Origin of the sequence: Methylobacterium sp. ARG-1 (assembly GCF_001262595.1) — a bacterium.
GTDB classification, from domain to species: domain Bacteria; phylum Pseudomonadota; class Alphaproteobacteria; order Rhizobiales; family Beijerinckiaceae; genus Methylobacterium; species Methylobacterium brachiatum.
Genome location: NZ_LHCD01000052.1, coordinates 1 through 25,795, shown reverse-complemented (window position 1 = coordinate 25,795; position 25,795 = coordinate 1). Strand labels below are relative to the sequence as shown.

Sequence of the window (25,795 nt, the reverse complement as noted above, 5' to 3'; positions counted from 1 at the left end):
GCCGCCCGCCGCCACCAGGGCGGTGGGCCGGCCGGCGACCCCCGAGAAGGCGCGCAGGGCCACCCGGGCGCGGTCCACCACCACGTCGACCACGGCGGCCTGGAAGCTGGCGCACAGGTCAGCGACGTCGCGCTCGGCCAGCGGGGCGATCCGCTCGGCCTCGATCCGCAGGGCGGTCTTGAGGCCCGACAGAGAGAAATCCGCCTCGCGCCGGCCCAGCATCGGCCGGGGCAGGGCAAAGCGCTCGGGATCACCGGATTCGGCCATGCGCTCGACCTCGGGGCCGCCGGGATAGCCGAGGCCCAGCAGCTTGGCCGCCTTGTCGAAGGCCTCGCCGATCGCGTCGTCCACCGTCGAGCCGAGGCGCACGTAATCGCCGACCCCGCGCACGGCGACGAGCTGGGTGTGGCCGCCCGAGGCCAGCAGGAGCAGGTACGGAAAGGCGAGGCCGTCGGTCAGCCGCGCGGTGAGTGCGTGGGCCTCGAGGTGGTTCACGGCGAGGAGCGGCTTGCGGGTCACCAGCGCCAGGGTCTTGGCGGTGACGAGGCCGACCAGCACGCCGCCGATCAGCCCGGGCCCGGCCGCCACCGCGATCCCGTCGAGGTCGGCGAAGCCGATCCCGGCCCGGTCGAGTGCGCGGGCGATCAGGCGGTCGAGCACCTCGACATGGGCACGGGCAGCGATCTCGGGCACGACGCCGCCATAGGCGGCATGCTCGGCGATCTGGCTCAGGACCTCGTTGGCGCGGATCCGCCCGGCCCCGTCCTCATCGACGGACACCACGGAAGCGGCGGTCTCGTCGCAGGTGGTCTCGATGCCGAGCACGGTCTTCACGGGCCACTCCCTCGATCAACGGACCTGCAGGCCCCCGCCCGGAAGCCTGCCGGGCGGGCGTAATCCGGGCGCCCGGCAGGCGCAATGACCGCCCGGGCGCCGAACGGCCGCTCAGTCGACCGCGATCATCACGTCGGAGGCCTTCACCACCGCGTAGGCCGGGCCGCCGGCCACGAGCTTGAGCGAATCGACCGCCTCGTTGGTGATCGAGGCGGTGATCACCTGGCCGGGGCTGATCTCGATCTTCACGTGGGCCGTGGTCGAGCCCTTGTCGACCGACACGACCGTGCCCTTGATGACGTTGCGCGCGCTGATCTTCATGCTGTGCCGCAAAGCTCCCTGGAAAGCCCCCTGGCCGCCCCGGGCGGCGTCCGGGGCGTCTCCTACAACATGGCGCGGGTCGGCGCGACCACCCCGGGGCGGCGGCGGGCCGGAGGCCAGCCCGGGGCAAGCCCGCGCCAGGCGGCATCAGCCCTGCAGGGCGGCGGCCTGTGTCTCGAAGCTCGCCAGGTCGAAATAGTCCCGCCATTCCGTGATCGCGCCGCCGACGACGCGCAGGCTGCCCATGGTCGGCAGCGCGATCCGGCCGCCCTGCGCGTCGGTGAACAGATCGAATCGCTCGGTCAGCACGGTATCGCCGTCCTGGGCCAGGCGCAGGAGCCGCCACTCGACCCGGATGCGGCTGCCGATCCCGAAATCCTTATGGAAGCGCCGGGCGTTCTCCCGCCCCCGGATCTCCGGCAGCGGGATGTTGTGGTAGAGGACATCCTCAGCCAGGAGGTCGATCGCCTCGTCGAACCGGTCGGCGTTGATCCGGTCGAAGAAGCGCCGCACCAGGGCGGCTTCGGGCATGTCCGTGGGCATCGGCGGTCTCGTGTCCTGGGTCCGGGATCGGGGGCGCGGCGGGGCCGGGCGGACTAGAGCCATTCCCGATCGCGTTGCAATCGAGAATGGCTCTAAGTCTTTGATTTGGCGCGCTCGCTTGCGCCGAATCGGTATCCACTTCGGCGGCGAGCGCTCTACCCCCGGATGAAGGCGAGGATGTCGGCGTTCAGCGTCTCGGCCGCGACGGTCAGCATCCCGTGGCTGAAGCCCGGATAGGTCTTGAGGGTCCCGTTCGGCAGCAGCTTGATCGCCGCGCGGGCGGCGGCGTCGATCGGCACGATCTGGTCGTCCTCGCCGTGCAGGACCAGCGTCGGCACGGTGATCGCCCGGAGGTCCGTGGTCTGATCGGTCTCCGAGAAGGCCTTGATGCCGTCGTAATGCGCCTTGGCGCTGCCCATCATGGCCTGGCGCCACCAGTTCAGGATCACGCCCTGGTGGATCGTCGCGCCGGCGCGGTTGAAGCCGTAGAACGGGCCGGTCGGCACATCGAGGAAGAACTGCGCCCGGTTGGCGGCGAGCCCCTGGCGGAAGCCGTCGAACACCGCGATCGGCAGGCCGCCCGGATTGTCGGCGGTCTGGAGCATGAGCGGCGTCACGGCGCTGACCAGCACGAGCTTGGCGACGCGGCCCTCCGGCTGGCCGTACCGGGCGACGTAGCGCGCCGCCTCGCCGCCGCCGGTGGAATGGCCGATATGGATGGCCTCGCGCAGGTCCAGATGCCGGACGACGGCGGCCGCGTCGGCGGCGTAATCGTCCATCGTGTGGCCCTCGGAGATCTGGGCCGACCGGCCGTGACCGCGCCGGTCATGCGCGACCACGCGGAAGCCGTGCGCCGCGAAGAACAGCATCTGCGCGTCCCAATCGTCGGCGGAGAGCGGCCAGCCGTGGTGGAAGACGATCGGCTGCGCGTCCCGCGGGCCCCAGTCCTTGAAGAAGATCTCGACGCCATCGGGAGTGGATACGAAGGGCATACGGGTACTCCTTGCCGCTTTCCGGATCGACGCGGGCCGATGACCAGTAGAGCGCCGATCGTTTCAGGACGATGATGGTGCGGGCACCGACGGCGGGGGATCCACAATCGATGCCGGGATGCCGGAATCAGGCGGATTGGCCGCCGTCGACGTTCAGCGTGGCGCCCGTCACGTAACCGGCATCGGGACCGACCAGGAACGCGACCGCGGCCGCGATGTCCTCGGGCTGGCCGTAGCGGCCGAGCGCGGCGAGCCCCTTCAGCGTCTCGGCGAAGGGCCCGTCCTCCGGGTTCATCTCGGTGTTGATCGCCCCCGGCTGCACGAGGTTGACCGTGATGTTGCGGGGACCGAGATCCCGCGCCCAGCCCCGCGTATAGGCCGCCACGGCGGCCTTGGTGGCGATGTAATCGGCCGCCCCCGCGAACGGGACGTGGTCGGCGCCCGTGGTGCCGATCGAGACGATGCGGCCGCCCGCCGGCATCAGGGGCGCGGCGGCCCGGACCGCGGCGGCGACGCCCGTCACGTTGATAGCGAGCTGCCGGTCGAAGGCGGCGCGGTCGGCGTTCGGGTCGTCGACCAGGCCGGTGACGAAGACGCCGGCCGAGTTGACCAGGATGTCGAGCCGCCCGAACGCGGCGTGAACCTGCCGGACCAGGCCGGCGACCGCGGCGATGTCGGCCTGATCGGCCTGGATGGCGAGCGCCCGGCGCCCGAGCGCCTTGAGCTCTCCAGCGATCCCGTCGGCCCGCGCCCGCGAGGCGGCGTAGCTGAAGGCCACGTCGGCGCCGTCCCGGGCCAGACGGCGCACGATGGCGGCGCCGATGCCGCGCGATCCGCCGGTGACCAGGGCCACCTTGCCCGCGAGGGGTTGAGAATCCTGGCCCACGGCGTCACTCCTGCTGCTCCGGTGACGCGGGTATGGCCGATGCATTCCCCCGTGGTGTAGCCGGAATACGCTTGGTACACCTTCAACCGACGATTGAAGGCGCCATCGTGGAAACCCTCGCCAACCTGGAATCCTTCATCCGCAGCGCCGAGCACGGCAGCTTCTCGGAGGCCGCCCGGCGCCTGTCGCTGACGCCGGCCGCGGTCAGCCGGAACGTCGCCATGCTGGAGCGGAATCTCGGCGTGCGGCTGTTCCACCGCTCGACGCGAAAGCTCAGCCTGACGGAAGCGGGCGAGACCTTCCGCCTCGCGATCGCCGACAACCTGGAGGGCCTCCAGGCGGCGATCGCCGGGCTCGCCACTCTGGGCGGCGAGCCGGCCGGGACCCTGAAGGTGAGCATGGCGCCGACCTTCGGCACGATGCACCTCCTGCCGCTGCTGCCGGGCTTCCTCGCCCGCCATCCGCGGATCCGCCCGGAATGGCACTTCGAGAACCGGCGGGTCGATCTCGTCACCGAGGGCTACGACGCCGCGATCGGGGCCGGGTTCGACCTGTCCCCCGGCCTCATCGCCCATACCCTGGCCCCGGCCCACGTTATCGCGGTCGCTGCCCCCGCCTACATGGCCGGTCGGGCGCTGCCCGCCGACCCGACCGGGCTTCAGGCACTGCAGGGCATCGTCATGCGCTCGCTCCGGACCGGCCGCCTCCAGCGCTGGACCATGCGCAACGCCGCGGGCGCGGAGAGGCCCGCACCGCTGCCGGCCTCGATCATCGTCAACGACCCGGATGCCATGCAGCAGGCCGCCCTGCTCGGGCTCGGCGTCGCCATGGTCGCGGTGCCCGACGTCGTGGAGACGCTCAAGAGCGGCCGCCTGCTCCGGCTCGCGCCCGACTGGTACGCCGATGCGGGGGCGATCTCGCTCTACTACACCAGCCGGACGCTGCTGCCGGCCAAGACCCGGGCCTTCGTCGACTGGGTCACCGAGGCCTTCAGGGAGCAGCGGCTGGCCGAGCGTTTTTCGGGGCTTTCGGCTTCCTAAGCCGGCCCCGTGAGGTCAGGCGGCCCGGGCCTTGGCGACGAGGTCGTCCAGGATGCCGAGGATCGCGGCCGGCGTGTCGATCGCCGCCATGTCCGCCCCGATCGCCCGCGCCCGCGCGCCGTAGGACGGCTCGGACAGGATCCGCTCGACCGCCGCGCGCAGATCCGCGGCCTCGGGCCGCTGCGCGGGGATCTCGATGCCCACGCCCGACCAGGCCACCCGCGCGCCGACCTCGGCCTTGTCCTCGGTGCGCCCCGCCGCCACGATCGGCACTCCGGCCCGCAGGGCGAGCTGGACCGTCCCGTAGCCGCCGTTGGTGACCAGCACGTCGACCTTCGGCAGCAGCGCCGCGAAATCGAGGAACTCGGCGAGCCGGGCGTTCTTCGGGATCGGTCCGCGCACGTTCTCGATCGGCCGGCGGCCGGTGGTGACCAGCACCAGCAGGTCGTCGCGCCCGGCCAACGCCGCGAGGGTCGGCTCGACGAGCTCACCGAGATCGACGTTGGCGACGGTGCCCTGGGTCACGAGCACGATTTTCTTCGACCCGTCGAGCTCGTCCCACCAATCCGGTCGCGCGGCATCCCGCTGCGGCGGGGGCGGGGGCAGGGCGCCCACGAACCGGACATGGCCGGCCAGCGACCCGAAATCGTACTCGAAGGCCGGGACGGTGGTCTGCAGGAACGCGTCGGCCATGAGATGGCGCGAGTGCAGCACCGAGCAGGGCAGCGGTGGCAGCCCCATCGCGGCGAGCTTCGCATCCGCGTAGGCGCGGACCGGCGCACCGAACACGGCCTCTGCGCCGGCCGCCATGGCCGCGTAGGTCTCCCGCGTGGCCGCGTCGCGCGCCGGCGGCAGCCCGATCATGCTCGGGGCGCCGTCCGGCCTGTCCGCCACCATGATCGTGATGCTGCAGGCGACGATCGGCGGCCGGGGCCTCGCGCGATCCAGGAACAGGGGCGTCGTGCCGAAGAACAGATCGTCGACCACGACGATGTCGGGGCGGTCCGTCGCGATGATCCGGCGCAGCGTCTCGGCCTGCGCCGGCATCGGATCGAGGAAGAGGCGCTCGAAATTGTAGCGCAGCTGCTCCGGGCCCGGGGGCAGGCTGGCGCGCTCGGGCAGCACGTCCTCGATCCGGGTGAGGTCGAGATCCGCGCCGGGATCGAACGGCAGGAAGCGGGCGCCCGAGGCCTCGACGGCGTGCCGGAGATACGTGGCCGTGGCGACCACCGCCTCGTCGTCGCGCGCCAGGACCATGCGCGCGATGGCGAGCAGCGGGTTCAGGTGGCCGGCGACCGGTGTGGCGGCGAACAGGATCTTCATGCGGTACCCGCTGCTGTGACGGAGCGGGCGATGACGAGGTCACGCGCCGGCCTGCGCGCGGCGCTGGGCGACCGGTCCCGCTCCTGTCCGGGTGTCTGCGCCGTGCAGGCTACGACAGCGTTTCGCCCGCCCGGGATCCGGTTACAGGCGTAACGCCGCGCTAATCCGGGTCCCCCTCGGGATCGGCCTCCGCCTCCTCCGGGATGGGGGCGGCGCCCCAGGCGATCAGCGCCGCGTTGAGGTCATCGAGAACGAAGTGCCGGGCGCTGTCGCGGTCGTAGCCCTCGCCCAGGAGCTCGTCGTAATCGGTGAAGACGTGGCGGGCATAGGTCACCAGGGCCAGGCGGGCGGCCGTCTCGGGGGCGGCGCCGCGCAGGCCCGGGCTCGCCAGCGCCCGATCGAGGGTGGCGTCGGCCTCGAAGGCGGGCAGGCGCGGGGCGATGCGGGCGAGCGCCTCAGCCACGGCCTCACGGCGGTTCCGGGGCGGGGGCAGGGGGGCGCTCACCGGACGGCCTCCGGCCCGGGCACCATGATTTCGCCGCCGCGGGCGGCTACTGCGCTCGCCGGCCCAGTGGATGCCGCTTCGGCACGCGCCAGCGCATCACGACAAAGGCTTAGCGCCGCATCCAATTGCAACGCGCTCTGATGCGGCACTAATGTCATCGGCAGTTGAGGCGGGGCAGACAGACAACCCGCCGTCGGGGAGATCAGGTCCATGGCAACGATCCGTCACGCGGTGATCCTGGGCGTCCTGCTCGGGGCGGCGCCGGCCCTGGCTCAGAGCCCGGCCAATCCGGACGGCGCCCGGGTCGGCCGCCGGATCACCGCGACGGGCCAGACCAAGCCGCCGAGCCCGGCCGTCACGGGCACGTCCCGGCCGGTCAACGAGGTCGCGATGATCAAGGCGCAGAAGGCCGCGGAAGCCCGCTCCAAGGCGTGGGACAGCAAGATGCGCCACACGATGGGGACGATCTGCAACGGCTGCTGAGCCCGCATACGACAAGGGGCCGCCCCTGCGGGCAGCCCCTTTTTGTTCGTCGACGGTCCGAAACACACCCCGCCACCGGCTCGGCGCCGGGGTGTGATCCCAAAAATCAGCGGGAGTAGAACTCGATGACGAGGTTCGGCTCCATCTGCACCGGGTAAGGCACCTCGGACAGGCTGGGGATGCGGGTGACGCGGGCGGTCATCTTGGCGTGATCGGCCTCGATGTAGTCCGGCACGTCGCGCTCGGGCAGCTGGGTCGCCACGATGACGATCTCGAGCTGGCGGGACGATTCCTTGACCTCGATCAGGTCACCGGCCTTCACCTGGTAGCTCGGGATGTTCACCCGGACACCGTTGACCTTGACGTGGCCGTGGTTGACGAACTGGCGCGCCGCGAACGGGGTCGCCACGAACTTCGCCCGGTACACCACGGCGTCGAGGCGCCGCTCGAGCAGGCCGACCAAGTTCTCGCCGGAATCGCCGCGCAGGCGGATCGCCTCGGCGTAGTAGCGGCGGAATTGCTTCTCGGTGATGTTGCCGTAATAGCCCTTGAGCTTCTGCTTGGCGCGCAGCTGCGTGCCGAAGTCGCTCATCTTGCCCTTGCGGCGCTGGCCGTGCTGGCCGGGGCCGTATTCGCGGCGGTTGACGGGGCTCTTCGGGCGGCCCCAGATGTTCTGGCCCATGCGGCGGTCGAGCTTGTGCTTCGCCTGAATCCGCTTCGACATTTCTTCGCGTCCTCTCGTGACCGAGATTGAGGAACGCGCCCTCCTTTTCCCGGACATTCAGGTCGGGGACGACAGGGCGGGAGGATCCCGCCCACGGGTGCGCGTGAAAACGCGACGGGGCCCCGTGCGGAGCCCCATCGACGGCCGGGTCTTTAGGGGATGGACCCGCCCGGGTCAACCATAGGAGGTTTTTGGGGGTGGCCGAGACTTTCGGAATCCGGCGTGGGGCGCCAACCGACGCGGCGGCGATCCGGGCGCTGGTGGACGCGGCCTACGCCAAGTGGATCCCGCTGATCGGCCGTCTGCCGACGCCGATGCAAGCCGATTACGCGCAGGCCGTGCGGCACCATCGGTTCGACCTGCTCCAATCCGGCGAAGGGTTGGCGGCGCTGATCGAGACTCTGCGCAGAGACGACGATCTGCTGATCGTCAACGTCGCGGTCCATCCGAATGATCAGGGCCGCGGCTTCGGCACCGCGCTCCTGACCCACGCCGAGTCGATCGCCGCCGAAGCGGCGCTTCTGCGGCTGCGGCTCTACACGAATAAAAAATACACGGCGAACCTGCGCCTCTACGCCGCCCTCGGCTACCGGGTGGAGCGGGAAGAGCTGTATGCCGGCCCGGGCCGGACGCTGGACGACGACATCACCGTGTACATGGTCAAGGATCTCGGCCCGGGACAGCATCGGGCCTGAAGCCCCGATGCTGTCATCTGATGGCAGCGACTCGGGTGTAGACGTGCCCGATGTCCCGCTCGGAACGTTTGTTCGATCTGCTCCACGTCCTGCGACGGCACCGGCGACCGGTCAGCGGGCGCGCGCTGGCGGAGGAAATTGGCGTGAGCCTGCGCACCCTCTACCGGGACATCGCGAGCCTCCAGGCGATGGGCGCGTCCATCGAAGGGGAGCCCGGGATCGGCTACGTCCTGAAGCCGGGCTTTCTGCTGCCGCCGCTGATGTTCAGCCCGGAGGAGATCGAGGCCCTGGTCCTCGGTTCGCGCTGGGTCGCCGACCGCGCCGACGATCGGCTGAGCGGCGCCGCCCGGAGCGCGCTCGCCCGGATCGGCGCGGTCCTGCCCGACGATCTGCGCGAGACCTTCGAGAGTGCGGCGCTGCTGGTCGGCCCAGGCACGCCCGCACCCGCCGACGCGGTCGATCCCGCTCTGCTGCGCCGGGCGATCCGCACCGAGCGCAAGCTGGCGCTCCGCTATCGCGACGGGGCGGGTGCGGTGTCCGAGCGGATCGTCTGGCCGTTCGCGCTGGCGTTCTTCGACTCCGTGCGCATCCTGCTGAGCTGGTGCGAGCTGCGCCAGGGTTTCCGGCATTTCCGCACCGAGCGGATCGCCGCTGCAGAGTTGCTCGATGCCCGCTACCCGAAGCGTCGGCAGGCCCTGCTTAAGGACTGGCGGCGCGCTGAGGGCATCACCGACCCGGCTCCTTGATGCTGCCGGAATCTAGCAGCGGCGCCGGATATCGAGGTTGCGCCCTCACCGACAGGAGCGACCGATGGCCGAACCCAGCAACATCCTTCTCTACGTCACCGACCCGGAGGCCAGCGCACGCCTCTACGCGCGACTGCTCGGCCGGGAGCCGGTTGAGGCGAGCCCGACCTTCGTACTGTTTGCGCTGCCCTCAGGGCTGGCGCTGAGCCTGTGGGCGCGGAACGGTGTCGTACCGGCCCCCACGCAAGCGGGCGGTGGCGGCGAGATCGGCTTCCGGGTGGACACGGCCGCACGCGTAGACGCGATCCACGCCGACTGGCAGGCCGAGGGGGCCGAGATCCTCCTGCAGCCCACGGATCTCGATTTCGGCCGGAGCTTCGTCGCCGTTGATCCGGACGGGCACCGGTTGCGGATCTACGCGCGCGCCCAGGCACAATAGGCGCTGCTATCGGGCTCCGCCCCGATACCCCGCCAAAGGGCTGAGCCCTTTGGAAACCCGAACCGGTCAGGTCACCACGCTCGGCTCGGCCCGGCCGGTGCGGGGCTCGATCTCCGCGAGGGCACGGGCCGCCGCCACGACCGGGGCCAGCACCTCGGCCACGGGGAGGTCGAGGCTCGCGGGGTCAGCCTCGTAGCGCTCCAGATAGACCCGGAGCGTCGCCCCGGCGGTGCCGGTGCCCGAGAGGCGGAAGACCACGCGGGCATCCTCGGCGAAGCTGATCCGGATGCCCTGGCGCTCGGTGAGCGAGCCGTCCACCGGGTCGCGATAGGCGAACTCGTCCGCCGTCGAGACCGTGAGGTCGCCGATGCGGGTGCCCGGCAGGCCGGCGAGCTTTTCACGCAACGCCTCCATCAGGCCGTTGGCGGCGTCGGACTCGACCTCCTCGTAATCGTGGCGGGCGTAGTAGTCCCGCCCGTGAGTCCGCCAATGGGCCCGCACCAGCGCGTCGGCGCGCTCGCCCGTGGCGGCCAGGATGTTGAGCCAGAGCAGCACCGCCCAGAGCCCGTCCTTCTCGCGCACGTGGTTCGAACCGGTGCCGGCGCTCTCCTCGCCGCACAGGGTGATCAGGCCGGCATCGAGCAGGTTGCCGAAGAACTTCCAGCCGGTCGGCGTCTCGTAGGCCTGGATGCCCAGGGCCGCCGCGACCCGGTCGGCGGCGCGGCTCGTGGGCATCGACCGGGCGATGCCGGCCAGCCCGCCCGCATAGCCCGGGGCCCGGTGGGCATGGGCGGCGAGCAGCGCGAGGCTGTCGCTCGGCGTCACGAACAGGCCCGGCGCCACGATCATGTTGCGGTCGCCGTCGCCGTCCGAGGCGCCGCCGAAATCCGGCGCGTCCGGGCCCTGCATCAGGTCGAACAGGTCGTGGCAGTGGACCGGGTTCGGATCCGGGTGGTGGCCGCCGAAATCCTCCTTCGGGACGGCGTTGACCACCGTGCCGGCGGGGGCGCCGAGCATCCCCTCCAGGATCGCCGTCGCGTAGGGGCCGGTGACCGCGCTCATCGCGTCGAAGCGCATGCGGAAGCCCGAGGCGAACAGGCGCGACACCGCGTCGAAATCGATCAGCGTCCGCATCAGTTCGGCGTAATCGGCCACCGGGTCGATGACCGCGACCGTCATGGCGCCGAGCCGGGTCTCGCCCAGGGTGTCGAGGTCGAGATCCGGGGCCTCGACCAGGCTGTAGCGGGTGAGCGCCTTGGCCCGCTCGAAGATCGCGTTGGTGACGGTCTCGGGCGCCGGGCCGCCATTGGCAGCGTTGAACTTGATGCCGAAATCACCGTCCGGCCCGCCCGGATTGTGGCTCGCCGATAGGACGATGCCGCCGAGCGCCCCGGACTTGCGGATCACGCAGGAGGCCGCCGGGGTCGAGAGCAGGCCGCCGCGCCCGACCAGCACCCGGCCGAAGCCGTTGCCGGCAGCGAGCCGAAGGGTCTTCTGCACCACCTCGCGGTTGAGGAACCGCCCGTCGCCGCCCAGAACCAGGGTCGCGCCCGCCTTGTCCGGCAGGGTGTCGAAGATCGCCTGGACGAAATTCTCGACGTAGTTCGGCTGCCGGAACACCGGCACCTTCTTGCGCAGCCCGGAGGTGCCCGGCTTCTGGTCGGGGAAGGGCGTGGTGTCGACGGTCGTCGGAGTCGTCATGGACGGGCGTCTCCCTGAATCTTCCGCCTCAATGCCCGCCCGGGGGCCCGGCGTCACCCGTGCGGGGCAGGATCGGGAGGGCTTTGTCACAGCGGTTTGAGCGGATCGCGCGACGAAACCGGTTCCTCGTGTGCCGGCAAGGCTCACCAGCGGTTGCGCCCGCCAGACTCCGGCGGTTGTATCGCCCGATCCGCCAGATAAGGCGGCCGGGAGGATACATATTCGGACGGACCATCGCAGCCTCGCCCGCGCCAGGGCAGGACACAATTGGAGACCGGATTGCCGCGGCGACAGATGTTCGGGGCGCTCGCGGCGGCGGGCCTCGCCGCGACCCTGCCCCCCTCCGCCGCGACGGCCGCGCCGTCCGCGCGGCTGCAGACGGAGGAATTCCGGCTGCCGTGGAGCGAGCCGGGCATCGACATCTACGTGCGCAACAAGCACCCGGCCGGGACGGAGCGGTTCCCGGGCGACCGGATCCTGCTGTTCGTGCACGGCTCGACCTACCCGGCCTCCACAGCCTTCGACCTGCCGCTCGGCGGGATGTCGGCGATGGACTATTTCGCCGGCCAGGGTTTCGACGTCTACCTGGTAGACCTGCCGGGCTACGGGCAATCCGGGCGCCCGGCGCAGATGAGCGCGCCGCCCGCCGACAACCCGCCGTTCATGCGCACGCCGGACGCGGCCAAGGTGGTGGGGCAGGTCGTCGACTTCATCCTGAAGCGGCGCAGCGTCGACAAGATCGACCTGATGGGCTGGTCCTGGGGGACCTCGACCATGGGGCTCTACACCAGCACCCACAACGACCGGGTCAACCGGCTGGTCCTCTACGCGCCGCAATGGCTGGCGCGCACGCCGTCGCTGATGGGCGGCGGCTCCGGGCCGCTCGGCGCCTATCGCAGCGTCAGCCGGGACAGCGCCAAGGCGCGCTGGCTCACCGGCGTGCCCGAGGACAAGAAGGCCGATCTGATCCCGCCGGGCTGGTTCGACCAATGGGCCGACGCGACCTTCGCCAGCGATCCGGTCGGCGCCGGGCAAACGCCGCCGGTGCTGCGCGCGCCGAACGGCACCGTGGCCGACAAGGATGCGTACTGGGCGGCGGGCAAGCCGCTCTACGATCCGGGCGACATCCGCGTGCCCGTGCTGCTCATCCACGCCGAATGGGACGCGGACCTGCCGAGCTACCAGGCGCAGGAATACTTCACCAAGCTCACGCACGCCCCCTACAAGCGCTTCATCGAGCTCGGGGAGGGCACGCATACGGTGATGATGGAGAAGAACCGCATGCAGTTCCTCCACGCGGTCGCGGCCTTCCTCACGGAGGCGGACCCGCAGGCGTTGAAATGAGCCTAACCCCGTCTCCCCGCGACCGGGGAGACGGGACCCGATCCTACTCCGCCGCTTGGCGCGCCGCGTAGCCCAGCCGCTCGTTCAGCGCGCGGATCAGCTTGACCGCGGCCTCGGCGATCACCGTGCCAGGCGGGAAGATCGCCGAGGCGCCGGCCGCCACCAGGGCGTCGTAGTCGCCCGGCGGGATCACGCCGCCGATGGCGATCATCACGTCGTCGCGGCCCTGCTCGGTGAGCGCGGCCTTCAGCTCCGGCACCAGGGTGAGGTGGCCGGCGGCCAGCGACGAGACGCCGACGATGTGCACGTCGTTCTCTACCGCCTGCCGGGCGGCCTCCGCCGGGGTGGCGAAGAGCGGCCCGATATCCACATCGAAGCCGAGATCGGCGAAGGCCGAGGCGATGACCTTCTGGCCGCGGTCGTGCCCGTCCTGGCCCATCTTGGCGACCAGGATGCGCGGCCGGCGGCCATCGTTCTCCTCGAACGCCTCGACCAGCGCCCGGACTTCCTCGACCACTGGCGACATGCCCCCCACCTCGCGCTTGTAGACGCCGGAGATCGAGCGGATCTCGGCGCGGTGCCGGCCCCAGGCCTTCTCCAGGGCCTCGGAAATCTCGCCGACGGTGGCCTTGGCCCGGGCCGCGTCGACGGCCAGCGCCAGCAAGTTCTCGTTCGTGTCGGCGGCCTTGGTCAGAGCCTCGAGCCGGGCCGTGACGGCGGCCTCGTCGCGCTCGGAGCGCAGGCGCTTGAGCTTGTCGATCTGCAGGCGGCGGACATTGCCGTTGTCGACCCGCAGGAGGTCGATGGCCATGTCGTCGTCGGCCTTGAACTTGTTGATGCCCACGATGGTCTGGCGGCCGGAATCGATCCGGGCCTGGGCCCGGGCGGCGGCCTCCTCGATCCGCAGCTTGGGGATGCCGGCCTCAATCGCCTTGGCCATGCCGCCGAGCTGGTCGACCTCGCGGATATGCTCCCAGGCCCGGGCCACGATGTCGGCGGTGAGCTTCTCCACGTAGTAGGAGCCGCCCCACGGGTCGACGATCCGGGTGGTGCCGCTCTCCTGCTGCAGGAACAGCTGGGTGTTGCGGGCGATCCGGGCCGAGAAGTCGGTGGGAAGCGCCAGCGCCTCGTCGAGGGCGTTGGTGTGCAGGGACTGCGTGCCGCCCTGCGTTGCCGCCATGGCCTCGATATTGGTGCGGGTGACGTTGTTGAACACGTCCTGGGCGGTGAGCGACCAGCCCGACGTCTGGGAGTGGGTGCGCAGCGCCAGAGACTTGTCGGACTTCGGATCGAACCCCTTCACCAGCTTCGCCCAGATCAGGCGCGCGGCCCGCATCTTGGCGATCTCCATGAAGAAGTTGGTCGAGATTGCCCAGAAGAACGACAGGCGCGGGGCGAACTGGTCGATGGTCAGGCCGGCCGCGAGGCCAGCCTTGATGTACTCGACGCCGTCGGCGAGCGTGTAGGCGAGCTCCAGGTCGTTCGTGGCGCCTGCCTCCTGCATATGGTAGCCGGAGATCGAGATCGAGTTGAACTTCGGCATATTTTTGGATGTATACGCGAAAATATCGGAGATGATCCGCATCGATCCCTTGGGGGGATAGATGTAGGTGTTGCGGACCATGAACTCCTTGAGAATATCGTTCTGGATCGTGCCGGCGAGCTTCTGAGGCGGCACGCCCTGCTCCTCGGCGGCGACGATGTAGAGGGCGAGGATCGGCAGCACCGCGCCGTTCATCGTCATCGACACGGTCATCTCGTCGAGCGGGATGCCGGAGAACAGCGTCCGCATGTCGTAGATCGAGTCGATCGCCACGCCGGCCATGCCGACATCGCCCGAGACGCGGGGGTGGTCGGAATCGTAGCCGCGGTGGGTGGCGAGGTCGAAGGCCACCGACAGGCCCTTCTGGCCGGCCGCGAGGTTGCGCCGATAGAAGGCGTTCGAATCCTCGGCCGTGGAGAAGCCGGCATATTGCCGGATCGTCCAGGGCTGGGTGACGTACATGGTCGGGTAGGGGCCGCGCAGGAACGGCGCGATGCCGGGATAGGTGTCGAGGAACTCGATGCTCTCCCGGTCCTCCGGCCCGTAGCGCCCCTTCACCGGAATCCCCTCCGGCGTCATCCAGGGCTCACCGAGGGCCGGCGACGCCACCGCCAGCGGCTCGCCGACCAAAGGGATCTCGGCGAAGTTCGGGATGCGGGTGGTCATGGCGGTGACTCGTTGTGGCGTTTGTCACCTCATTATAGACGGCCCCGGAAACCGGGCTACTCCCCCACAGGTCTAGGGGTCCGGCGGCCGCGCAGGATGACGATCACCGCGCCCGCCAGCATCAGCGCCATCCCGTACCAGGTCAGTGCGTAGACGAGGTGGCTGTTCGGGAAGGCGATGACCGTGAGCCCGCCCACCGGCAGGCCGCCGGGATTTGGCGTCGCGTCGGCATCGACGAAGTAGGGGGCGACGTCGGTCAGGCCCCGGGCGGCCGCGATGGCGGCGACGTCCCGGGAGTACCAGCGCCCGTCCTTGGGATCGTTCGCCCGCAGGAAGGCGCCGCCGGGCTCGGTGAGCCGCAGGAGGCCGGTCACCCGCGCCTCGCCCGCCACCTGCCCGGCCTGACGGGTCGCGGGGTCCCGGTTCGCCCCCGGCACGAAGCCGCGATTGACCAGGACGATTGTGCCGTCGGGCCGGCGGAGCGGCGTCAGCACCCAGAATCCGCCACCCCGCTCGGTGACGGCCTGCACCAGGGTCTCGCGATCATGCAGGAAGGTGCCGGACAGCCAGACATGCCGGTAGGCGTCGTCAAGGCCGATGCGCGGCCATTCGGCGGGGCCTGGGGCCGGCACGGCCGGGGCGTGGACCCGGGCATCGACCCGGGCGATCAGGTCGAGCTTCCAGGCCCGGCGCTGGACCTGCCAGGTTCCCAGGCCCAGCAGGACGACGAACACAACGCCCACGGCCACGCCGAACACGACGCGCCGCAGCAACGAAATCGGGGCCGGGGCGGGGGCTGATCCCGGATCAGCCCCCCCTCCCGACCCCGTGGGCCTCATCTCCGGACGCGCGCTCAGCGGGCGTTGTTCATGACGTCGTGGGCATCCATCGGCATCATGTTGTGATTGAGGTGGTACATCACCCACACCGAGCCCGCGAGCATGATCACCACCACCATGATGGTGAAGATCAGCGCCAGGAAGGTCCAGCCGCCCTCCGACTTCGTGTTCATGTGCAGGAAGTAGATGATGTGCACGACCATCTGCACACCGCCCAAGGCCAGGATCACCAGGGTGGTGACGAGGCTGTTGTCGAGCACGTTGCCCATCACCAGCCAGAACGGGATCACCGTCAGGATCACCGACAGCACGAAGCCGGTGATGTAGCTGCCGAAGGAGCCGTGCCCGCCCTCGCTGTGGGCGTGGGCGTCGTGGGTGTCCTGACCGTGACCGGTCAGGTGGTGCGCGTCGGCGCTCATTCGAGCACTCCCATCAGGTAGACGACGGTGAACACCCCGATCCAGATCAGATCGAGGAAGTGCCAGAACATCGACAGGCACATCAGCCGGCGCTTGTTCTCGACGATCAGGCCGTGCTTGCGCAGCTGCACCAGCAGCACGACCAGCCAGAGGATGCCCACCGAGACGTGCAGGCCGTGCGTCGCCACCAGGGTGTAGAACGACGACAGGAAGGCGCTGCGCCAGGGCGGGGCGCCCTCATGGAACAGGTGGACGAATTCCCGGATCTCCAGGGCCACGAAGGCAACGCCGAACAGGCCTGTGATCGCGAGCCAGATCTGGGTCTGCTTGATCCGGTCCCGATCCATCTCCAGCATGGCGAAGCCGTAGGTGATCGACGAGAACAGCAGCATCGCGGTGTTCACCGCGATGCCCGTCAGATCGAACAGGTCCTTGGGGGTCGGCCCGGCCGCGTAGCTGCGGCCGAGCACGCCATAGGTCGCGAACAGGGTCGCGAAGATGAGGCAATCGCTCATCAGGTAGAGCCAGAACCCGAGCATCGTCGAGCCCTCGGAATGATGGCCCTCCTCGTCGGTCTGGTAGAAGACCGGCGCCGCAGCGCCGGGGGGTGCAGTTTCCGCGTGCATCATCGGATCACGCCATCTCCAGCTCGCGCGTCCTCTGACCTTCCGTCCGACTGACCGTGTCGGCAGGAATGTAGTAGTCGCGATGGTAATTAAAGGTGTGAAGGATCGCGACGAGGATGATCGCCACGAAGCTGAGCGCCGCCAGCCACCAGACGTACCAGACCATGGCCAGGCCGAAGGTGAAGTTCAGACCGGCCAGGATGGCGCCGGCGGCGGTGTTCTTGGGCATGTGGATCGGCTTGTAGCCGGTCATCGGCCGGGCGAAGCCGCGGTTCTTCATGTCCCACCACGCGTCGGAATCGTGCACCACCGGGGTGAAGGCGAAGTTGTAGTCCGGCGGCGGCGAGGAGGTGGACCATTCCAGGGTCCGGCCACCCCACGGATCGCCGGTCAGGTCACGCAGCTTCTCGCGGTTGCGGATCGAGACCACGAACATCACGATCTGCGAGGCGATACCCAAGGCGATGAGCCCCGCGCCGCAGGCGGCGATGACGAACCAGATCTGCAGCGACGGGTCCTCGAAGTGCTGCATGCGCCGGGTCACGCCCATCAGGCCGAGCACGTAGAGCGGCATGAAGGCGACGTAGAACCCGCTCACCCAGAACACGAGGGCCATCTTCCCCCAGAACTCGTCGAGCTTGAATCCGAAGGCCTTGGGGAACCAGAAGGTCACGCCGGCGAACATGCCGAACAGCACGCCGCCGATGATCACGTTGTGGAAGTGCGCGATCAGGAACAGCGAGTTGTGGAGCACGAAGTCGGCCGGGGGCACCGCCAGCAGGACGCCGGTCATGCCGCCGATCACGAAGGTGACGATGAACGCCACCACCCATAGCATCGGCACCTCGAACCGGATCCGGCCGCGGTACATCGTGAACATCCAGTTGAAGATCTTCGCGCCCGTCGGAATCGAGATGATCATGGTCGTGATCCCGAAGAACGAGTTCACGTCCGCGCCCGAGCCCATGGTGAAGAAGTGGTGCAGCCACACGAGGTAGGCGAGGATGGTGATCACCACCAGCGCGTAAACCATCGAGGTATAGCCGAACAGGCGCTTGCCGCAGAAGGTCGAGGTGATCTCGGAGAACACGCCGAAGGCCGGCAGGATCAGGATGTAGACCTCCGGGTGACCCCAGATCCAGATCAGGTTGAAGTACAGCATGGCGTTGCCGCCGAGGTCGTTCGTGAAGAAGTGCGTGCCGACGTAGCGGTCGAGCGACAGCATCGCGAGAACGGCCGTCAGGATCGGGAAGGCGGCCACGATCAGGATGTTGGTGCACAGCGACGACCAGACGAAGATCGGCAGCTTCATCATGGTCATGCCGGGCGCGCGCATCTTCACGATGGTCGCGATCAGGTTGATGCCCGAGAGCAAGGTCCCGATACCCGCGATCTGCAGCGCCCAGATGTAGTAGTCGACGCCGACGCCGGGGCTCATGGCCGCTCCGGAGAGCGGCGGGTAGGCGAGCCAGGTGGCGCGCGAGAACTCGCCGACGAACAGCGAGACCATCACGAGGATGCCGCCGGCCACCGTCATCCAGAAGCTGAAGTTGTTCAGGAACGGGAAGGCCACGTCGCGCGCGCCGATCTGCAGCGGCACCGCGAAGTTCATCATCCCCGTGACGAACGGCATCGCCACGAAGAAGATCATGATCATACCGTGGGCGGTGAAGATCTGATCGTAGTGGTGCGGCGGCAGGAAGCCCTGCTCCGAGCCGAACGCGATCGCCTGCTGCGAGCGCATGAGCAGCGCGTCGGCAAAGCCGCGCAGCAGCATGATCAGCGCGAAGATGCAGTACATGATACCGATCTTCTTGTGGTCGATGGACGTGACCCAGTCACGCCACAGCGGCCCCCAGAAGCGGAAATACGTGATCACGCCGAGCACGGCGAGGCCGACCACGGCCACGCCGGCGAAGGTCGCCTGCAGGATGGGCTCGTGATACGGGATCTGCTCGATCGTAAATCGGCCGAGGATCAACTGTTGTAGGTCCAGGTTTGCGAACATGGGATCGGCCCGTTCAATGGGTTCGACGGCGACCGCCGGTTTTGGGTGTGGGGCCCGCGTTCACGCGAGCGTTCTTACTGGTTGAGCTGCTTGGGCGCGATCTGCCCGCCCTCTTTCTGGCCCTGGCTGTCCGGCGCCTTGACCTCGGGCGCCTTCTCCTGCCCGGGCAGCGCGCTTTCGCCCTGACCCCGCGAGTCCGGGTTGCCCATGTCGGGCCGGGGCTTCATGCCCTGCGGCTGCGTCTGCCCGTGCGGGCCGGTCCCGGATGCGGGGCCCGTCGCGCCCGGGGCCTCGTTGCCGCGATCGGCCATGCGGTTGTCATACTGAAGCCGGTCGTAGTTGGCCTGGGCCTCGGCCCCCGAGGCACCGCCCCGGGCGTCGATCTTCACCATCTCGCCGACGCACATCTGCTCCGGCCGCGGGCACATGCCGATGATCCGGTCGAACAGGCCCTTTGCGTAGGACTTGTAGAACCGCGCCGGCTCGGATTCGCTCGGCTTCTCCAGCTCGAGATAGGCCTCCTGGGTCAGCTCGCCGCCCTGGGCTTTGGTCTTGGCGACCCACTGGTCGAAGGCCTGGTCGGTCACGCCGTTGAACTTGAAGAACATGTTCGAGAAGCCGGCGCCGCTATAATGCGCCGAGCGGCCCTCGTAGGAGCCCTCGCGGTTGATCACCGCATGGAGCTGGGTCTGCATGCCCGGCATCGCGTAGACCATGCCAGCCAGCGTCGGGACGTAGAACGTGTTCATCACGTCGGTGGCGGTGATCTTGAACTGGATCGGCCGGTCCACCGGGGCGGCGAGCTCGTTCACCGTGGCGATCCCGTATTGCGGGTAGAGGAACAGCCACTTCCAATCCATGGCCACCGCCTCGACCTGGAGCGGCTCGACGCCGGCCGGGATGTCGCGCTTCGCGTCGATCTTGCTGAGCGGCCGGAACGGATCCAGGGTGTGGGTGCCGATCCAGGTCAGCGCGCCCAGCGCGATGATGATCATCAGCGGCGCCGTCCAGATCAGCACCTCAAGCTGGGTCGAGTGGTGCCATTCGGGATCGTAGACCGCGTCCTCGTTGGTGGCACGGTAGCGCCAGGCGAAGAACAGGGTGAAGAAGATGACCGGGATGATGATCAGGAGCATCAGCCCGGTGGCGGCGAGCACGAGGTTGCGCTGCTGCTCGGCGACGTAGCCGGCCGGGCTCATGACCACGAGGTTGCAGCCGCCCAGCATCGCCAGGACCGGCGGCAGGGCGAGGAGCGGCAAGAGGCGCCGCGCAGGGCCGCCCCGGCTTTTGGCGGGCTCGATCCTGTCCGGGAGAGGGGTCGAAGAGGTCACAGCACTCGTCTCTTTATCCCAAGCCGCAGGCGCGGCGTCCCTGCCGTGCCGCGCGTGACGCGGCAGTTCCGGCAGATTCTGGAAGGAGGTCGCGCAGCCTTCGCCGCGCGGCGGCCGACTACATCTGGCGCATTTCCGAGCGGTCGAAGAACAGCGCCGCGAGGGTGCAGGCTGCGCCCGACAGGAGGTAGACCCCGACCATGGCCAGGCCGTAGCGCTGCGACAGGAACAGCGCCACCAGCGGGGCGAAGCCGGCGCCGACCAGCCAGGCGAAGTCGGAGGTCAGCGCGGCGCCGGTGTAGCGGTAGTGGTTGCCGAGCCGGGCCGTCACCGCGCCCGCGGTCTGGCCGTAGGCGAGGCCGAGCAGCATGAAGCCGATCGTCACGTAGATGGTCTGGCCGATCGCGCTCTCACCGAACAGGAGCGGGGCGATGATGCTGCCGACCGCGAAGAAGGCGATCAGCGAGGCGCTCATGATCAGGCAGTTGCGGCGGCCGATCTGGTCGGCAATCAGTCCGGAGGCCGCGATCGCGCCGGCGCAGACGATGGCTCCGGAGAACTGCACGATCAGGAACTCGCCGGGCGAGCGGTGGGTGTTGTTGAGCGCCAGCCAGGCGATCGGGAAGATCGTCACGAGATGGAACAGCGCGAAGCCGGCGAGCGGCACGAAGGCCCCGCGGATCACGTCGCCCGCATGGTGCCGGAACAGCTCCAGCGCCGGGACCGGCCGGAGCCGATCGAGATCCATCATCCGGGCGAACTCGTCGGTGGCCACCAGGCGCAGCCGGGCGAACAGGGCGACGACGTTGATGGTGAAGGCGCAGTAGAACGGGAAGCGCCAGCCCCAGTCGATGAAGTCGGCCTCGTCGAGGTTGACCAGGAAGAACGCGAACAGCGCGCTCGCCACCATGAAGCCCAGGGGCGCACCGAGCTGCGGGATCATCGCGTACCAGCCGCGCCGCTCCCGGGGTGCGTTCATCGCCAGCAGCGAGGCCAGCCCGTCCCAGGCGCCACCGAGCGCGAGGCCCTGCAGCACCCGCAGCACCGCCAGGATGTAGACGGCCGAGATGCCGATGCTATCGTAGCGCGGCAGGAAGCTGACCGCCGCGGTGGCACCGCCCAGGAGGAACAGCGCGATGGTGAGCTTGACGCTGCGGCCGTGCCGACGGTCGATCGCCATGAAGATCACCGACCCGATCGGCCGGGCGATGAAGGCGAGGGCGAAGATCGAGAAGGCGTAGAGTGCTCCGGTCAACGGATCGACGAACGGAAAGAACACCTTCGGGAACACCAGCACGCATGCGATGCCGAAGACGAAGAAGTCGAAGTATTCGGACGCGCGGCCGATGACCACGCCGATGGCGATCTCGTTCGGGTGGACCTTGTGGTCTCCCATCGCCTGCTGAGCGTCGCGCTCAAGGACTGTGGCCGAGGCCATTGGGGTGTTCGCACTCATTGTTGACTGCCGCCCTCGCCGTGCGCCCGTTCGGGCGCCATGGCCGGAACCGCCTCATGCGGCATGTCCAGAGGTATCGCAACCGGCTTCGGACGCAAGTTCACCCACTGACGCATGCATGGCACCCCCATGCCAGCCCTGCTGTCCAGACATGCGGGGCGGCCTGCCGCGGCGGGCGGAACCCGTCTCGGCGCGGCCGGCCGGGTACGCCATCCTAGACCCGGTAATGCGCCGAATTCCGTGACAGGTTGATGTTGTAGTAGGGGTCGGCCCGGAGTTCCGGGCCCCAGCGGTCGAGCATGGTCAGCACCTCGCCCTCGAAGCGCTTGCGCTTCTCCGGCGTGTCCTCGGCGCCGCGGCTCTTCGATTCGTGGTGGATCAGCTTGGCGAACGGCGTCCAGATGATGCGGTAGCCGGCCCGGCGGATCTTGAGGCACAGATCTACGTCGTTGAAGGCGACCTTCAGGGCCTCGGCATCGAAGCCGCCGACCGATTCGAACACGTCGGCGCGCATGGCCAGGCAGGCGCCCGTGACCGCCGAGACCTCGTGAGCGATGACCATGCGGCAGAAATAGCCGGGATCCTCGTCCGGGACGCCGAGATGGCTGTGCCCGGCGACGCCCCCGATCCCCAGCACGATGCCGCCGTGCTGGATCGTGCGGTCGGGATAGAGCAGCTTCGCTCCGACGGCGCCGATCTCGGGCCGCACCGCGTGCCGGACCAGCTCCCCGAGCCAGCCGGGCTCCAGCACCTCGACGTCGTTGTTGAGGAACAGCAGCACCGGGCCGGTGGCGGCGGCGGCCCCGCGATTCGACAGGTCGGAGAAGTTGAACGCCCCGGGGACCGGCACAACGCGCACCCGCGGGTCGCCGCGATACCGGGCGAACAGGGAAGCGGTCTCGGGCTCCCGGCTGTCGTTGTCGACGATCACCACCTCGATATCGGGATAGTCGGTGCCGGTGAGGAGACCGTCGAGGGTGACCGACAGGATCTCGGCGCGATCCCGGGTCGGGATGATCGCCGAGACCCGGGGGGCCGGCTCCGGAAGGGGGCGGATCAGGCGGTTGAAGCCCGAGGGGCCACGCTCGGCCCGGCCGCCCCAGGGCGCCACGACCTCGTCGAGGGCGCGCAGGCGCGCCGCCTCGGCCTTGGCCAGCGCCCGGTCCGAGAAGGTCCCGGAGCCCTGCGCGGCGCGCCAGTGGTAGAGCACCCGCGGGATGTGGCGGATGCGGGCCGGGTCGAGCCCGTCGGTGAGCCGCAGCAGCAGGTCGTGGTCCTGGCTGCCCTCGAAGCCCGGGCGCAGGCCGCCGGCCGCCCGCAGCGCGTCGGCCCGCACCACGGTCAGGTGGTTGATGTAGTTCTGGGCGTAGAGCAGCTCGCGGTCGAAGCCCGGCTTGAAATGCGGGTCGAACCGGCGGCCGCGCCCGTCAATCTTGTCCTCGTCGCTGTAGATCAGCACCAGCTCCGGATCGAGGCGGAGCGCGCGGGCGACCTCGTAGAGGGCGTCCTCGGTGAGCACGTCGTCGTGGTCCATGAAGGCGCAGGCGACGCCGCGGGCGAGGCTCAGCGCGTCGTTGGTCGCCCGGGCGATGTGGCCGTTCTCGGACCGGGCGAGCGCGCGGATGCGCGGATCGGCCTCGGCGGCGCGCTGCAGGATCTTCGGGATCGCGGGCCGGGTCGAGGCGTCGTCGACGACGCACAGCTCCCAATGCGGGTAGAGCTGCGCGCGCAGCGAGGCGAGGGCGGCCTGCAGCACCTTCGGATCCGGGTCGTGCACCGGCATCAGCACCGAGATCAGGGGCGGGTCGGCCCAGGCGGCGATCTCGGCAGCGATCCCGTCCCGCTCCGCCCGGCGGTAGCCATGGGCGCGGATCCAGGCCTCGTATCCGGTCACCCGTCGGTGGGCCAGCGCCCGGCCGAGGAAGCCCCGGGCCCGCACCTTCTTGCCGAGGATCCGCCAGTACAGCGCCTGCAGGGCGAGCGCCGGCTCGCGCAGGAGCGCGCGGGGGATCAGAATGGGCCGGTCGAGACGGCGCACCGTGACCCGGCGCAGCCGCGCCGGGATCCGGCCGGCGGGATCGGCCACGCGCAGCGCGACGATTCCCTCAGGGAGGCGGCCGATCCAGGTGAAGGCGCCGCCGCCGGTCGCTTCCTGGGGCAGCAGCGGCCCGGGACGGCCCTCCGGCCCGGCGAAGGCCATGCCCGGAACCGTGTCGAGCCCCTCGGTCGGGTCGTTGGACAGGGTGATCTCGAGCCAGCGGCCGGAAAGGCCCGCGAGGTCGATCCGCATCCCGTCCGCCGCCGCCCGCACCGGCAGGGGGCGCCGCTTGCGCCCGGTTCCGGTCAGGTGCGCCGGCGGCAGGCGCGTCTCGGGCGCCCCCGTCTCGCTCGACCGCACCATCAGCCCCAGCTCTTGTCGATCGAGTCCTTCACGGCATCCGACATGGCGACGTCGAAGACCAGCATCTCCTCCACCGCCTTGACCGTGCGCAGGCGCTCGGCCAGCGCCTGGGTCTCGGCCGGGATCGGCGGCGGCACCGGCACCGGGGCGTTGATGCCCAGCCGATCGAACAGGGTCGACGCGAAGGCGTGGTAGCGCGTCCTGTGGCCGACGATGCCGACCCGAGCCAGGATCTCGATCGCGGCGATGGAATTGCCCGGATGCAGGCGATCCTCCGGCATGCGAGTGCCGAGCTGGCGGGTCAGCGGGTTGTAGAGCAGCCGGTAGGCCGGCTCCGGCAGCATGCGGAAGTAGCGCTTCAGGCTCTTCACGTCGGCGAAGTCGTACTCATCCGAGAAGGCAGCGGCCTCGGCGAGCGGCCCGAGCCGCCAGCCGCGCGTGGGATCCAGGGCGTCGCCGGCGCGCGCCTTCAGCCAGCGCATGCGGGTCGCCATCTCGGTGTAGGGGTCCTGCACCAGGATCGCGGTGATCATCAGGTCCGGCGTCATGAAGTTCTCATAGCGCGGAATCGTCACGGCCCCCGACAGGAAGGCCGAGGGCGCGGCCGGCCCGGTCAGGACGCAGGTCAGGATCTCGTCCGGCAGCTTGTGGACGCCGAAGTAGCAGTGCTGGAAATGCGGGAACAACGCCGCCTGCAGGGCGGTCTCGGGCTCGATGCTGGTGTTGATGAGCATGGTCCGCAGCCGCACCAGCCCCTCCTGGGGCATGCGGCGGTAGATCAGGACGTTGGTGTCGGCGTCGTAGAGTTCGAGGCGCGGGATGTCGGGCAGCCCGGGCACCTCGGCCGCCGTCAGCACGAAGGTGCATTGGCCGGTCGCGTGCCAGCCGTTGCGCTTGAACGCCTCGTCGATGACGCTGGCCGGAACCTCGGCCACGCGCTGGCCGGCGACGGAGACCATCACCCGGCTGATCGCGAGGGGGTTGTCCGGAACGATCCAGCCGCGGATCGAATCGCCGTGATCGTGATCGATGAAGTAGCGCATGTCCCGATGCTTGAGGCGGCGGAATGCCGGAACCGCCTCGGCGGCCCGGTCGGATGCCGGCCGGCAGGCCCATAGCGCATTTTCTGCCCCGCGTGCACCATCGCGGCCCCGGACCGTGGGCCGGGCACCGCAACGTTCCGCTTGCGCCCCCGCCGGGCACCAGCTATAGGCCCGGCCCACCGGTGCTCGACCAGCACCGGCCCGGGCGCGTAGCTCAGCGGGAGAGCACTACCTTGACAAGGTAGCGGTTCATCCCGATAAGTCGCTGATCCGGTTTAAATATTTCGGCGGCTTTAGGTTCGATGAACCTGAGCAAGTCGGAACGGAGACGTAGCACAGCGGTAGTGCATTCCCTTGACATGGGAAAGGTCACAGGTTCGATCCCTGTCGTCTCCACCATTCTCCATGATTTAGCCGGTCTGCTGCCGGCCGATGGCACTTCTTAGAGCCGCTCTATCCCCCTGAAGGTCACTCCCTGATCCAGATCGGGCACCGCTTCGAGGTCGTCCCGGTGAGGGGTTGCCCGAAAACCACGATTCGATCGTTGAAGCCGTCGAGCCCGATGCTGAATTCGAGCGCTGGCAGGTCGACGGCAATTGGATCATGGGAGCGGAGATCCGATGGCGCTGGCCCTGCGCCCGGGTCTGATGGACGATCCCGTTCGCCTGCAATAGCCTGACCGAAGTGGAATGTGGTCTCGCCGGCCCATCGGCCGCTCAACTCAACCTCTGTCTCGCTGAGCCAGACACATCGCGACCGCTGGCCTCAGTTCCAACCGACGCCCGCCAGTGCCCCGGGCAGCTCATTCAGCCCGGTCCAAAGCCAGCCGGTTAGGTCACGGCGGAATCGTCACGGCATGTCGGATCGCCGGCTCGCATCCCGTGGCG

The 25,795-nt window shown here is 69.4% G+C and carries 25 protein-coding genes and 1 tRNA gene; 7 read left to right on the top strand and 19 right to left on the bottom strand.

The genetic code is table 11. The features are described from left to right. From tsaD to AKJ13_RS28310, 5 genes are all read right to left on the bottom strand, one after another. A partial coding sequence (gene tsaD / locus AKJ13_RS28330; protein ID WP_050736320.1) for a tRNA (adenosine(37)-N6)-threonylcarbamoyltransferase complex transferase subunit TsaD occupies window positions 1–834 on the bottom strand: 834 nt, incomplete at its 3' end. Between the two features lie 111 nt (window positions 835–945). Further along, the gene (locus AKJ13_RS28325; RefSeq protein WP_007558473.1) at window positions 946–1,155 is read right to left on the bottom strand and encodes a TOBE domain-containing protein; all 210 of its coding nucleotides are present in this window, start codon (window positions 1,153–1,155) and stop codon (window positions 946–948) included. Between the two features lie 147 nt (window positions 1,156–1,302). After that, complete coding sequence (locus tag AKJ13_RS28320; protein ID WP_050736319.1) at window positions 1,303–1,698, bottom strand: limonene-1,2-epoxide hydrolase family protein; 396 nt, start codon at window positions 1,696–1,698, stop codon at window positions 1,303–1,305. A gap of 155 nt (window positions 1,699–1,853) precedes the next feature. Beyond that, window positions 1,854–2,690, bottom strand: a complete 837-nt coding sequence (locus AKJ13_RS28315) for an alpha/beta hydrolase (RefSeq protein ID WP_050736318.1) — start codon at window positions 2,688–2,690, stop codon at window positions 1,854–1,856. Between the two features lie 127 nt (window positions 2,691–2,817). After that, window positions 2,818–3,621 carry an SDR family oxidoreductase gene (locus AKJ13_RS28310; RefSeq protein ID WP_050736317.1) on the bottom strand — a complete coding sequence of 268 codons (804 nt, stop codon included), beginning with the start codon at window positions 3,619–3,621 and terminating at the stop codon, window positions 2,818–2,820. Between the two features lie 62 nt (window positions 3,622–3,683). On the opposite strand from AKJ13_RS28310, the gene AKJ13_RS28305 reads away from it, so the two are divergent. Next, window positions 3,684–4,616, top strand: coding sequence for a LysR family transcriptional regulator (locus tag AKJ13_RS28305; protein WP_050736316.1), 933 nt, complete (start codon window positions 3,684–3,686; stop codon window positions 4,614–4,616). Between the two features lie 15 nt (window positions 4,617–4,631). On the opposite strand, the gene AKJ13_RS28300 is transcribed toward AKJ13_RS28305, so the two are convergent. The 3 genes from AKJ13_RS28300 to AKJ13_RS31720 all read right to left on the bottom strand — a co-directional run bounded on the left by AKJ13_RS28300 (window position 4,632) and on the right by AKJ13_RS31720 (window position 6,656). After that, window positions 4,632–5,939 (bottom strand): nucleotide disphospho-sugar-binding domain-containing protein, encoded by a 1,308-nt coding sequence (locus AKJ13_RS28300; protein ID WP_050736315.1) that lies wholly within the window; start codon window positions 5,937–5,939, stop codon window positions 4,632–4,634. 160 nt (window positions 5,940–6,099) lie between these two features. Then, window positions 6,100–6,444, bottom strand: a complete 345-nt coding sequence (locus tag AKJ13_RS28295; RefSeq protein WP_050736314.1) for a DUF2293 domain-containing protein — start codon at window positions 6,442–6,444, stop codon at window positions 6,100–6,102. Continuing rightward, the gene (locus AKJ13_RS31720) at window positions 6,441–6,656 is read right to left on the bottom strand and encodes a hypothetical protein (RefSeq protein ID WP_144426424.1); all 216 of its coding nucleotides are present in this window, start codon (window positions 6,654–6,656) and stop codon (window positions 6,441–6,443) included. Before AKJ13_RS31720 ends, AKJ13_RS28295 begins: the two co-directional genes overlap by 4 nt. On the opposite strand from AKJ13_RS31720, the gene AKJ13_RS28290 reads away from it, so the two are divergent. After that, window positions 6,655–6,927 carry a hypothetical protein gene (locus tag AKJ13_RS28290; RefSeq protein WP_050736313.1) on the top strand — a complete coding sequence of 91 codons (273 nt, stop codon included), beginning with the start codon at window positions 6,655–6,657 and terminating at the stop codon, window positions 6,925–6,927. The two genes, AKJ13_RS31720 and AKJ13_RS28290, sit on opposite strands and share 2 nt — an antisense overlap. 106 nt (window positions 6,928–7,033) lie before the next feature. Here AKJ13_RS28290 and rpsD read toward each other — a convergent pair whose 3' ends face one another. Further along, on the bottom strand, window positions 7,034–7,651 hold the full coding sequence (rpsD, locus tag AKJ13_RS28285) for a 30S ribosomal protein S4 (RefSeq protein WP_007558459.1): 618 nt from the start codon (window positions 7,649–7,651) through the stop codon (window positions 7,034–7,036). A 197-nt stretch (window positions 7,652–7,848) separates the two neighbouring features. Here rpsD and AKJ13_RS28280 point away from each other — a divergent pair, with 197 nt between their 5' ends. The 3 genes from AKJ13_RS28280 (at window position 7,849) to AKJ13_RS28270 (ending at window position 9,531) form a co-directional block, all read left to right on the top strand. Beyond that, the gene (locus tag AKJ13_RS28280) at window positions 7,849–8,346 is read left to right on the top strand and encodes a GNAT family N-acetyltransferase (protein ID WP_050736312.1); all 498 of its coding nucleotides are present in this window, start codon (window positions 7,849–7,851) and stop codon (window positions 8,344–8,346) included. Window positions 8,347–8,396: 50 nt separating this feature from the next. Next, window positions 8,397–9,092, top strand: a complete 696-nt coding sequence (locus tag AKJ13_RS28275) for a YafY family protein (protein WP_050736311.1) — start codon at window positions 8,397–8,399, stop codon at window positions 9,090–9,092. 64 nt (window positions 9,093–9,156) lie between these two features. Next, window positions 9,157–9,531, top strand: coding sequence for a VOC family protein (locus AKJ13_RS28270; protein ID WP_050736310.1), 375 nt, complete (start codon window positions 9,157–9,159; stop codon window positions 9,529–9,531). A gap of 66 nt (window positions 9,532–9,597) precedes the next feature. Here AKJ13_RS28270 and AKJ13_RS28265 read toward each other — a convergent pair whose 3' ends face one another. After that, a complete protein-coding gene (locus AKJ13_RS28265) occupies window positions 9,598–11,232 on the bottom strand; it encodes an alpha-D-glucose phosphate-specific phosphoglucomutase (protein WP_050736309.1) in 1,635 nt (544 codons plus the stop codon). Between the two features lie 294 nt (window positions 11,233–11,526). On the opposite strand from AKJ13_RS28265, the gene AKJ13_RS28260 reads away from it, so the two are divergent. Continuing rightward, on the top strand, window positions 11,527–12,576 hold the full coding sequence (locus tag AKJ13_RS28260) for an alpha/beta hydrolase (RefSeq protein ID WP_244471778.1): 1,050 nt from the start codon (window positions 11,527–11,529) through the stop codon (window positions 12,574–12,576). Window positions 12,577–12,619: 43 nt separating this feature from the next. Here the strand turns inward: AKJ13_RS28260 and scpA are convergent, their stop codons facing one another. The 9 genes from scpA to AKJ13_RS28215 all read right to left on the bottom strand — a co-directional run bounded on the left by scpA (window position 12,620) and on the right by AKJ13_RS28215 (window position 24,908). Then, the gene (scpA, locus tag AKJ13_RS28255; RefSeq protein ID WP_050736307.1) at window positions 12,620–14,785 is read right to left on the bottom strand and encodes a methylmalonyl-CoA mutase; all 2,166 of its coding nucleotides are present in this window, start codon (window positions 14,783–14,785) and stop codon (window positions 12,620–12,622) included. A 56-nt stretch (window positions 14,786–14,841) separates the two neighbouring features. Continuing rightward, window positions 14,842–15,558 carry an SURF1 family protein gene (locus AKJ13_RS28250; protein ID WP_050736306.1) on the bottom strand — a complete coding sequence of 239 codons (717 nt, stop codon included), beginning with the start codon at window positions 15,556–15,558 and terminating at the stop codon, window positions 14,842–14,844. 80 nt (window positions 15,559–15,638) lie between these two features. Then, complete coding sequence (cyoD, locus tag AKJ13_RS28245) at window positions 15,639–16,043, bottom strand: cytochrome o ubiquinol oxidase subunit IV (RefSeq protein ID WP_007558446.1); 405 nt, start codon at window positions 16,041–16,043, stop codon at window positions 15,639–15,641. Continuing rightward, window positions 16,040–16,672 (bottom strand): cytochrome o ubiquinol oxidase subunit III, encoded by a 633-nt coding sequence (cyoC, locus tag AKJ13_RS28240; RefSeq protein ID WP_007558445.1) that lies wholly within the window; start codon window positions 16,670–16,672, stop codon window positions 16,040–16,042. The genes cyoD and cyoC overlap by 4 nt, the downstream gene beginning before the upstream one ends. A gap of 4 nt (window positions 16,673–16,676) precedes the next feature. Continuing rightward, window positions 16,677–18,677: a cytochrome o ubiquinol oxidase subunit I gene (gene cyoB, locus AKJ13_RS28235; protein ID WP_050736305.1), complete on the bottom strand. Its 2,001-nt coding sequence runs from the start codon at window positions 18,675–18,677 to the stop codon at window positions 16,677–16,679. A gap of 74 nt (window positions 18,678–18,751) precedes the next feature. Further along, complete coding sequence (gene cyoA / locus AKJ13_RS28230) at window positions 18,752–20,008, bottom strand: ubiquinol oxidase subunit II (RefSeq protein WP_007558441.1); 1,257 nt, start codon at window positions 20,006–20,008, stop codon at window positions 18,752–18,754. Between the two features lie 118 nt (window positions 20,009–20,126). Next, window positions 20,127–21,464 (bottom strand): MFS transporter, encoded by a 1,338-nt coding sequence (locus AKJ13_RS28225; protein ID WP_050736304.1) that lies wholly within the window; start codon window positions 21,462–21,464, stop codon window positions 20,127–20,129. Window positions 21,465–21,678: 214 nt separating this feature from the next. Further along, a complete protein-coding gene (locus tag AKJ13_RS28220) occupies window positions 21,679–23,865 on the bottom strand; it encodes a glycosyltransferase family 2 protein (RefSeq protein WP_050736303.1) in 2,187 nt (728 codons plus the stop codon). Then, the gene (locus AKJ13_RS28215; RefSeq protein ID WP_050736302.1) at window positions 23,865–24,908 is read right to left on the bottom strand and encodes a hypothetical protein; all 1,044 of its coding nucleotides are present in this window, start codon (window positions 24,906–24,908) and stop codon (window positions 23,865–23,867) included. The genes AKJ13_RS28220 and AKJ13_RS28215 overlap by 1 nt, the downstream gene beginning before the upstream one ends. 324 nt (window positions 24,909–25,232) lie before the next feature. Here AKJ13_RS28215 and AKJ13_RS28210 point away from each other — a divergent pair. Beyond that, window positions 25,233–25,307: transfer RNA gene (locus tag AKJ13_RS28210), tRNA-Val, on the top strand. Window positions 25,308–25,795 lie beyond the last annotated feature (488 nt).

Bases quoted from the DNA above. Each gene is read 5' to 3' on its own strand.
- AKJ13_RS28325 (WP_007558473.1), bottom strand. From the start codon at position 1,155: ATGAAGATCAGCGCGCGCAACGTCATCAAGGGCACGGTCGTGTCGGTC.
- AKJ13_RS28320 (WP_050736319.1), bottom strand. From the start codon at position 1,698: ATGCCCACGGACATGCCCGAAGCCGCCCTGGTGCGGCGCTTCTTCGAC.
- AKJ13_RS28315 (WP_050736318.1), bottom strand. From the start codon at position 2,690: ATGCCCTTCGTATCCACTCCCGATGGCGTCGAGATCTTCTTCAAGGAC.
- AKJ13_RS28310 (WP_050736317.1), bottom strand. From the start codon at position 3,621: ATGCATCGGCCATACCCGCGTCACCGGAGCAGCAGGAGTGACGCCGTG.
- AKJ13_RS28300 (WP_050736315.1), bottom strand. From the start codon at position 5,939: ATGAAGATCCTGTTCGCCGCCACACCGGTCGCCGGCCACCTGAACCCG.
- AKJ13_RS28290 (WP_050736313.1), top strand. From the start codon at position 6,655: ATGGCAACGATCCGTCACGCGGTGATCCTGGGCGTCCTGCTCGGGGCG.
- AKJ13_RS31720 (WP_144426424.1), bottom strand. From the start codon at position 6,656: ATGGACCTGATCTCCCCGACGGCGGGTTGTCTGTCTGCCCCGCCTCAA.
- rpsD (WP_007558459.1), bottom strand. From the start codon at position 7,651: ATGTCGAAGCGGATTCAGGCGAAGCACAAGCTCGACCGCCGCATGGGC.
- AKJ13_RS28275 (WP_050736311.1), top strand. From the start codon at position 8,397: ATGTCCCGCTCGGAACGTTTGTTCGATCTGCTCCACGTCCTGCGACGG.
- AKJ13_RS28270 (WP_050736310.1), top strand. From the start codon at position 9,157: ATGGCCGAACCCAGCAACATCCTTCTCTACGTCACCGACCCGGAGGCC.
- AKJ13_RS28265 (WP_050736309.1), bottom strand. From the start codon at position 11,232: ATGACGACTCCGACGACCGTCGACACCACGCCCTTCCCCGACCAGAAG.
- AKJ13_RS28260 (WP_244471778.1), top strand. From the start codon at position 11,527: ATGTTCGGGGCGCTCGCGGCGGCGGGCCTCGCCGCGACCCTGCCCCCC.
- scpA (WP_050736307.1), bottom strand. From the start codon at position 14,785: ATGACCACCCGCATCCCGAACTTCGCCGAGATCCCTTTGGTCGGCGAG.
- cyoD (WP_007558446.1), bottom strand. From the start codon at position 16,043: ATGAGCGCCGACGCGCACCACCTGACCGGTCACGGTCAGGACACCCAC.
- cyoC (WP_007558445.1), bottom strand. From the start codon at position 16,672: ATGATGCACGCGGAAACTGCACCCCCCGGCGCTGCGGCGCCGGTCTTC.
- cyoB (WP_050736305.1), bottom strand. From the start codon at position 18,677: ATGTTCGCAAACCTGGACCTACAACAGTTGATCCTCGGCCGATTTACG.
- AKJ13_RS28225 (WP_050736304.1), bottom strand. From the start codon at position 21,464: ATGAGTGCGAACACCCCAATGGCCTCGGCCACAGTCCTTGAGCGCGAC.
- AKJ13_RS28220 (WP_050736303.1), bottom strand. From the start codon at position 23,865: ATGGTGCGGTCGAGCGAGACGGGGGCGCCCGAGACGCGCCTGCCGCCG.
- AKJ13_RS28215 (WP_050736302.1), bottom strand. From the start codon at position 24,908: ATGCGCTACTTCATCGATCACGATCACGGCGATTCGATCCGCGGCTGG.